Origin of the sequence: Sphaerospermopsis sp. LEGE 00249, assembly GCF_014299995.1 — a bacterium.
GTDB classification, from domain to species: Bacteria; Cyanobacteriota; Cyanobacteriia; order Cyanobacteriales; family Nostocaceae; genus Sphaerospermopsis; species Sphaerospermopsis kisseleviana.
This window is the reverse complement of sequence record NZ_JACJUZ010000047.1, coordinates 34,665-41,389: the sequence shown is the minus strand read 5'-3', so window position 1 is coordinate 41,389 and position 6,725 is coordinate 34,665. Positions and strand designations below refer to the sequence as shown.

The 6,725-nt window shown below is 41.0% G+C and carries 6 protein-coding genes; 1 reads left to right on the top strand and 5 read right to left on the bottom strand.

Annotated features, from left to right (window positions below):
- Positions 1-599: 599 nt before the first annotated feature.
- On the top strand, positions 600-1,568 hold the full coding sequence (locus H5968_RS16325; RefSeq protein ID WP_255427160.1) for a Fic family protein: 969 nt from the start codon (positions 600-602) through the stop codon (positions 1,566-1,568).
- A 566-nt stretch (positions 1,569-2,134) separates the two neighbouring features.
- Here H5968_RS16325 and H5968_RS16320 read toward each other — a convergent pair.
- From H5968_RS16320 to H5968_RS16300, 5 genes are all read right to left on the bottom strand, one after another.
- The gene (locus H5968_RS16320) at positions 2,135-2,878 is read right to left on the bottom strand and encodes a class I SAM-dependent methyltransferase (protein WP_187040786.1); all 744 of its coding nucleotides are present in this window, start codon (positions 2,876-2,878) and stop codon (positions 2,135-2,137) included.
- A 14-nt stretch (positions 2,879-2,892) separates the two neighbouring features.
- Positions 2,893-4,053: a glycosyltransferase family 4 protein gene (locus tag H5968_RS16315; protein WP_187040785.1), complete on the bottom strand. Its 1,161-nt coding sequence runs from the start codon at positions 4,051-4,053 to the stop codon at positions 2,893-2,895.
- A gap of 68 nt (positions 4,054-4,121) precedes the next feature.
- Positions 4,122-5,081 carry a glycosyltransferase family A protein gene (locus tag H5968_RS16310; protein WP_187040784.1) on the bottom strand — a complete coding sequence of 320 codons (960 nt, stop codon included), beginning with the start codon at positions 5,079-5,081 and terminating at the stop codon, positions 4,122-4,124.
- A gap of 29 nt (positions 5,082-5,110) precedes the next feature.
- Positions 5,111-5,575, bottom strand: a complete 465-nt coding sequence (locus tag H5968_RS16305) for a hypothetical protein (RefSeq protein ID WP_187040783.1) — start codon at positions 5,573-5,575, stop codon at positions 5,111-5,113.
- A 1-nt stretch (position 5,576) separates the two neighbouring features.
- Positions 5,577-6,707: a glycoside hydrolase family 105 protein gene (locus H5968_RS16300; protein WP_187040782.1), complete on the bottom strand. Its 1,131-nt coding sequence runs from the start codon at positions 6,705-6,707 to the stop codon at positions 5,577-5,579.
- Between the last annotated feature and the right edge of the window lie 18 nt (positions 6,708-6,725).

Below are 6,725 nucleotides of genomic sequence, written 5' to 3'. Positions count from 1 at the left end.
CAAAGGTTAGAGGCTGATAAACACAGAAATTAGTGCAAGGGTTTTGAAGGGTATACCGGAAAAAGTGTGCATTTTTGGGGATTTCAAGAGATGGCAAAGAAATTTTCAAATCTCCTCCTGACTCCTGACTCCTGACTCCTGACTCCTATGCCCTCACGGAAAGACTTTCTCAGCAACCCCTAGTTAGGGTTTGCTGAAAAAGTTACAGCAGTTTCCGTGATGATGAGGTACAGATATTAATGATAAAACCCTTGTAGCGCTGGCATACTTCGACATAGTTCGACTCCGCTCACTAACCGCTCTGCTCACTAACCGCTCCGCTCACTAACCGCTCTGCTCACTAACCGCTCTGCTCACTAACCGCTCTGCTCACTAACCGCTCAGGGTAATTCATGAATTACCCCTAGGCAAGAATAAGGTTTTCAGTCAAGGTTTAAGGATTTATGTTTTAACCTCACAAATTCGCTGGACAACTGCTAAACTGGGTTCTATTAAGCTGACAATTCTAGATCCGACTATAGAAAAAATGGGTGGCTTTGAAAGCTAACTCTTGCACTAAGCAACCTCAATAGGGCTTGGTGAAAAGGATAATTTACAGGATGAACACAGACCCTATGCTAGTATCCTATTCTCAGCTTTATGAACTGTTTATTGATCAGGTTATTGGTTTAAGTCAAAAAACAGATAGTCAAAAAACAGATTTTTCCTTAACTGCTTTAATCAGTAACTATATTAGCATGAATTACCAACTTAAATTACAACAAATAGACAAGTTAAAAGCCTGGTTAGATGATTTTAGACCATTTGATCAAACAATAATCACCGAACTCAAAAAGCTGTATGATGTCCGCTTTACTTATAACTCTAATGCCATTGAAGGCAATACTTTAACTCAAAGTGAAACTGAGTTAGTGTTAACCAAAGGAATTACAATTGGTGGGAAGACTCTTGATGAACATTTAGAGGTAGTTGGACATAAGGAGGCGATTGACTATATTGAGAGTTTAGCCCAAAAAGATACAGTAATTAATGAATGGGAAATTAAACAAATTCACAATCTAATTCTGAGGAAAATTCACCCTAATGAAGCGGGTTCTTATCGGCAATTAGATGTAATGGTAGCAGGGACAAATTATATTTATCCTCCCCATTATTTACTGTCTCAATTAATGACAGATTTTGTGATCTGGCTCAATTCAGATGCTGCTTTAACAATCCATCCTGTAGAATATGCAACCATGGCACATTATCGTTTTGTTTCTATCCATCCTTTTCGAGATGGAAATGGCAGAACGGCTAGATTATTAATGAATTTATTGTTAATTCGTGCCGGGTATCCTATTGTAGTGATTAATAATCAAATTCGTAATGATTATATTCATGCTTTGGCTTATGGACAACAAAACCAAGATGATTTAAATCAGTTGTTTGATTTGGTTTGTGATGCTACTATCAGTTCATTGGTGGAAACTTTAAGGTTATTAGTAACTGCGAGTAGTAGTAGGGAAAAAGGGCGGGTTTTTTATCAGGAAATTACTGATTTTATTGATAATTTTTTGATAAAATAGGTAAATTGCTGTTTGATACTCCCCACGGCTAAAAGCCGGGGGATTCTTGAATAGTCCACAAACGAACCTTCAACGGTGCTATCAAATTTTATATTGGTTGCATAATTGCTCAATACGGGTTTTTAATTTAGCTGATGGAATTTGAACAAACTTTTGATTATTAAGTTTCCTCAGATCAGCTTTATCTTTTTGTTTTTTATTCCACCCGAATACAATTGTGCCAATACCGTTAGTTAAGCAATGATTAATTAGGGTTTGCTGAATAAACCTAAAACCTTGATATATCAAAGGTTAGAGGCTGATAAACACAGAAATTAGTGCAAGGGTTTTGAAGGGTATACCGGAAAAAGTGTGCATTTTTTGGGATTTCAAGAGATGGCAAAGAAATTTTCAAATCTCCTCCTGACTCCTGACTCCTGACTCCTGACTCCTATGCCCTCACGGAAAGACTTTCTCAGCAACCCCTAATTAAGAAGAAGTTGTTTGTGTCAAGGCAGGCTGAATAGATAGCCAGTAAGTAAGGTAGTATAACAATGGGTTGTTTTTAAACATGAGAGATGCAAAAATTAGCGCTTAAATACTAACTGAGTTCCGTTTCGAGGATATTCAAAGGGTAGTGCTTGAACCAGAATCAATCCTGATGTTTCAATTTCAGTCTTCAGAGAATCGACAGTCTCATAGCTCATTGTTGCCCACAAATCAGGACTAATTCCTTCATTTGACCCAGGGTCGGCTTCAATGATCAAGTAACCATCATTTTTAAGTAATCTTTTGATTTCTGAAAGTATTAATTTCAACTCATAACAATGGTCAAGGGAGTTTGAATAGATTACATCAACAGAATTATCGGAAAATTCTAATTTGTGGAAATCACCGTACATGACATAAGGATTGTTGTTACCAGGATTTAAATCAACGCCAACGGCAAAATAGCCTAAATCTCGAAAGGCCGCAACTTCAGCACCTAATCTTGCACCAAGACACAATGCTGTACGGTTTGAGGGTTTGATATAATCCTGTGAATGTAACTCTGATAATCTTTGCCTTAAAGATGTCCTAAATTTTTTTTCATGGCTAGATAGGTCTAGGTATTCAAGCTTAGATTTTTGAAGCTTGATATACTGGTCATAGGATGGGACATTTCTCTGAGAAATGTTTCCCGTGTTTTTCCAGTCATTCCTGGCAATAACTCTAATCTCTTGAAATCTCAGCCATTTTTTGAGAGATGAATAATCAAATAATTTGCCTAAGCGTTGCGGTCGCTCCAGTGTATCTTTGAATTCTTTGACTACTATTTGTATGAGGTTCATATTCAAAATATGTTCTATTTAAACAGGGCTTGTATGTAAAAACGAGTTGCCTCGGTGGCACATTTCTTCCATGTGTAGGATTGTGAAGTAGTCACAGCCTGTTTGCTCAATTTGGTGGAAAATTCTAAGTTTTTTAAAAGTAAGGATATTCGGTTAACAAATTCCTCTGAATTACCAACTTCACATAAAAACCCATTTTCTCCAGATTTTATATAATCTTTCATTCCTCCTTGATTACTGGCTACTACACAAAGACCCCTTGACAAGGCCTCTAATGAGGTTTTCCCTGCTCCTTCTACGAAGGAGGGAAAAATAAAAATTCCACATGAATCATATAAAGCAATAAGTTTTTCTTGGGGTTGCCAATCTAGAAATACTACACGAGATAAAATCTGGGCATTAAGCAAGGATTTTAAGTAATTATGGGAGTTAACAGTAGTAACCCATGTCATTGTGACATCGGGATTAGAAAGTAATATTTTGTTGATGATTGCAGCTAAGATGAGTGGTGCTTTAAAAAAAGCAGATTGCCCGACATAGAGAAGTTGCTGATGTCTTTCTAAGGAATATGATTGAGTCGGTGTATTGAAAAATGCTTCAGGAACTCCATGGTGTATGACTTTAATTTTATCCGCATTGATATTAAGCTTACTTACAAGACAGTGGCTATCATCTTCACAAGTAACAATGACACCATCGCAGTATTTAATCACTTCATGCCACTGACGCTGTAACAACTTACGTAAACCTGCTGTTAAGAACCCAGGAAAACGCGATTCTGGAACACCGAGTTTCTGATACCAGTAAGGTAACACTTCATCCACTCTTAACTCAACCCCATGACTGCGATTGATTACCAATCCTTTAAAGCCCCCCTGTTTTAAAGCCTTGGCGGCTAAATAAGCTTGAGGTTGACTCATTTGAATAACATCATAATCTTTCGTGGCGATCGCCTTCATAACAGCCTGACGGTAGGCTCTAGGTTGTTCTAACAAGGAATGGAGATTGCCGTGAGCAATGCGCCTGGGTCCTAAATCATCAGCCCAAATTTCATCTACCTCATGACCAATTTCTCTCAATGCTTGGTTGGTGTAATAAACTGTTCCTGCGGCTCCAGAGTTAGGATCGCAAGGAGTATCGGCAACTGTCAGAATGCGTAAAGGAGAGTTCATCATCAATAGGTTCAGTGAGCGTAGTCGAACTGGTGAAACAGGAAGAAAAAGCCAACTTTTGTTAGCATTAGTTAGCTTTTTTGTATCGGAAATTGCAGAATACTTTGCCCCAAACGAAACCATCCTTTCCAGTGCCAGGGACACAGACGTACTGTTTGCCACAGGTAGTTAACTGCTCGGCGATCGCCGTTGGTTAGTAATTGAGATCCCAAAAAATAGGTAGCTTTAGCAACAGCCAAGGGGTCGGGAGGATGTTTTTGCCATTTGTTGGCCAGGAGTTGGCTGCGTAGTTGTTTTGCTTCTTCTAGATAAACAGATTCTGATTGGCTGTTTAAACGGGCGGTTTTACACAGTTGACCCAGTTCTCCAAATCGGAGTTGTATGGCACGATTAACACCGGAGGTGGAGTTAATCTCCCTGCGGTGAAGATATAGTATCTGGGACAAGCTGGCAAACTGGGCTTTTTCTGCTATCCTTAACCATAGATCTGAATCTTGAGCAAAATAGAAATCAGGGCGGTAACCACCGACGGCATTGTACACTGATTTGCGAAACAAAACACTACCATGGGCAGCCGGACCCTGGCGGCGATGAAGTAATTCCTGGGTGGCTATTTCAGGGCTTTCAGATCGTTGAATAATAGTCAGTGGCTCTCCTTGGGGTCCGATATATTGGGTAGAGCAGGAAACCATACCAATCTGTGGACTACTTTGGATTTTAGCCAATTGCAGTTCCAGACGTTGCGGGTAGGAGTAATCATCAGCATCCTGACGGGCAATGAATTCACCTTGGGCTTGGTTACACCCCCGGATTAAGGCCTGGGTTAGCCCGGTATTTTCTTGGTGAATCACTTTTATTCGTGAGTCCTGACTGGCTAGGCGATCTAAAATTGTTCCTGTTTCATCTGTTGAACCGTCGTTGATGATAATGAATTCAAAATCTGTGAAGGTTTGGTTCAAAATACTGTCTACTGAGGTTTTAACCGTCTGAGCATCGTTATAGACGCTCATGACAACGGAAATGATAGGCATACAGAAAGATTTTGATTTGGCTGAGTTTCTTAGCGGGGGGAAAACCGTAACCATAGCACTGTGAAAATGACTCCTAAACCAGCCCCCCAATTACGTCCGGTTAATGCTCCCAGGAATATAGCATGGCGACTGGGGTTAGGTAATTGCCAGTTGCTCGGTTGCCATAGACCAGTTTGATATACTGTGTGGGCAATTAACCCTCCCAAACCTATACCGGTGCCAGTGACCATAGCCACTAATACTAATCCTAACAATAGTTGAACCAGTGAAAAGGGCTGTCTCCTGCCGAGTTTGTGGGATGCTGTTAATATTGCGCCCACAAACAGACCAAACCGGAGTCCCCAGTCTTGATGTTCTTGGGTGATAACAATGTAATCATAGCTGAGGCGATATAAACCGTAACCCAGCACTCTACCACCGATGGCACCAAACAATCCGGCGACAAGGATAATGAATATATACACCCCAATTTGGCGGACTGACTTGCTGCTCATCTTATATTAGTTTTATGTTGGTTTTCATATGTTCGCCCTCCACGAGTTTGAATAACTCGCTGCCCGCCAGCAAAAAACCTCCAACTGCATACGCTTCTGTGGTTTCGTATTCTGCAGCCCCGGGTTGAACTGACATGGGTTGAACATAGCCAAGTTTGCCATTGGGATGAACTGCTTGAATTAAGGCTTGCCAGCCACGCTCAATAAAGGGACTGTACTCTTTTAGCGTTAAATAATTGTGATTAACTCCCCAAGTTAAGGCATAAACGAAGAATGCCGTGCCACTGGTTTCTGGATTGGGCAGATGATTTGGATCAAGTAAACTAGAGGGCCAGTAGCCATCTGACCGTTGTAAACCGGCTATCTTTTTTGCCATTTCCCGGTATAGTTTTTCATAACTAGGGCGGGCAGTAAAATTTTGTGGCATGGCTTGTAGTACCCGTACTAAACCTGCCATAACCCAGCCATTTCCACGGCTCCAAAATACTTTGCTGCCATTAGGAGTGCGTTGGTCAAAGAATCGACTGTCGCGGAAATAGAGATTTTCTTGTGGGTCATACAAATATTCAGTAGTCTTCCACCATAGGCGGTTCATCAGTTGTAAATATTTTTCATTTCCCGTGGACTGGCTGACCATTGCTAATGCGGGAGGAGCCATAAATAATGCATCGCACCAAGCCCATTCGCGATTATGGATCTGGTCGTCCCAGGTTAGGGGTTCGTCAAAAGGGAGGGTGAGGAGCCAATCAAATAGTTCAAGTGTGGGAGCGAGAATAGTTGGGTCTGGGTTTCGCAGATATAGCTGGGCATAGGTTTGGATGACAGCTTGGTCATCGGCAAAGCGTCGGTTGGGTCCTGGTTGATATTGATTGCTGCGGGCCATTTTTTTCATGGCTTTCAGATAGCGATCATCCTTGGATACATCCGCAAGGGCCATCATACCAGTGTAATAAGCGGCCTGAGACCAGTGGGTGGGAGGATGTTTAGATGGATTTGCCAACTGCCAATCGGCAACATACTCCATCGCTTCTATTATGGAGTCAGAGTTGAGTTGGAATGACAGGGTTTTAGGTGTTTGACAACCCTTGACTAGCAGTAAAAATAGTAATAAAAGGGAGGCTACTAGTTTCATATGCAGTTAGAACTTGAG

Excerpts from the sequence above, each read along its gene's own strand:
- H5968_RS16305 (WP_187040783.1), bottom strand. The coding sequence starts at position 5,575 with ATGAGCAGCAAGTCAGTCCGCCAAATTGGGGTGTATATATTCATTATC.
- H5968_RS16300 (WP_187040782.1), bottom strand. The coding sequence starts at position 6,707 with ATGAAACTAGTAGCCTCCCTTTTATTACTATTTTTACTGCTAGTCAAG.
- H5968_RS16325 (WP_255427160.1), top strand. The coding sequence starts at position 600 with ATGAACACAGACCCTATGCTAGTATCCTATTCTCAGCTTTATGAACTG.
- H5968_RS16310 (WP_187040784.1), bottom strand. The coding sequence starts at position 5,081 with ATGCCTATCATTTCCGTTGTCATGAGCGTCTATAACGATGCTCAGACG.
- H5968_RS16320 (WP_187040786.1), bottom strand. The coding sequence starts at position 2,878 with ATGAACCTCATACAAATAGTAGTCAAAGAATTCAAAGATACACTGGAG.
- H5968_RS16315 (WP_187040785.1), bottom strand. The coding sequence starts at position 4,053 with ATGATGAACTCTCCTTTACGCATTCTGACAGTTGCCGATACTCCTTGC.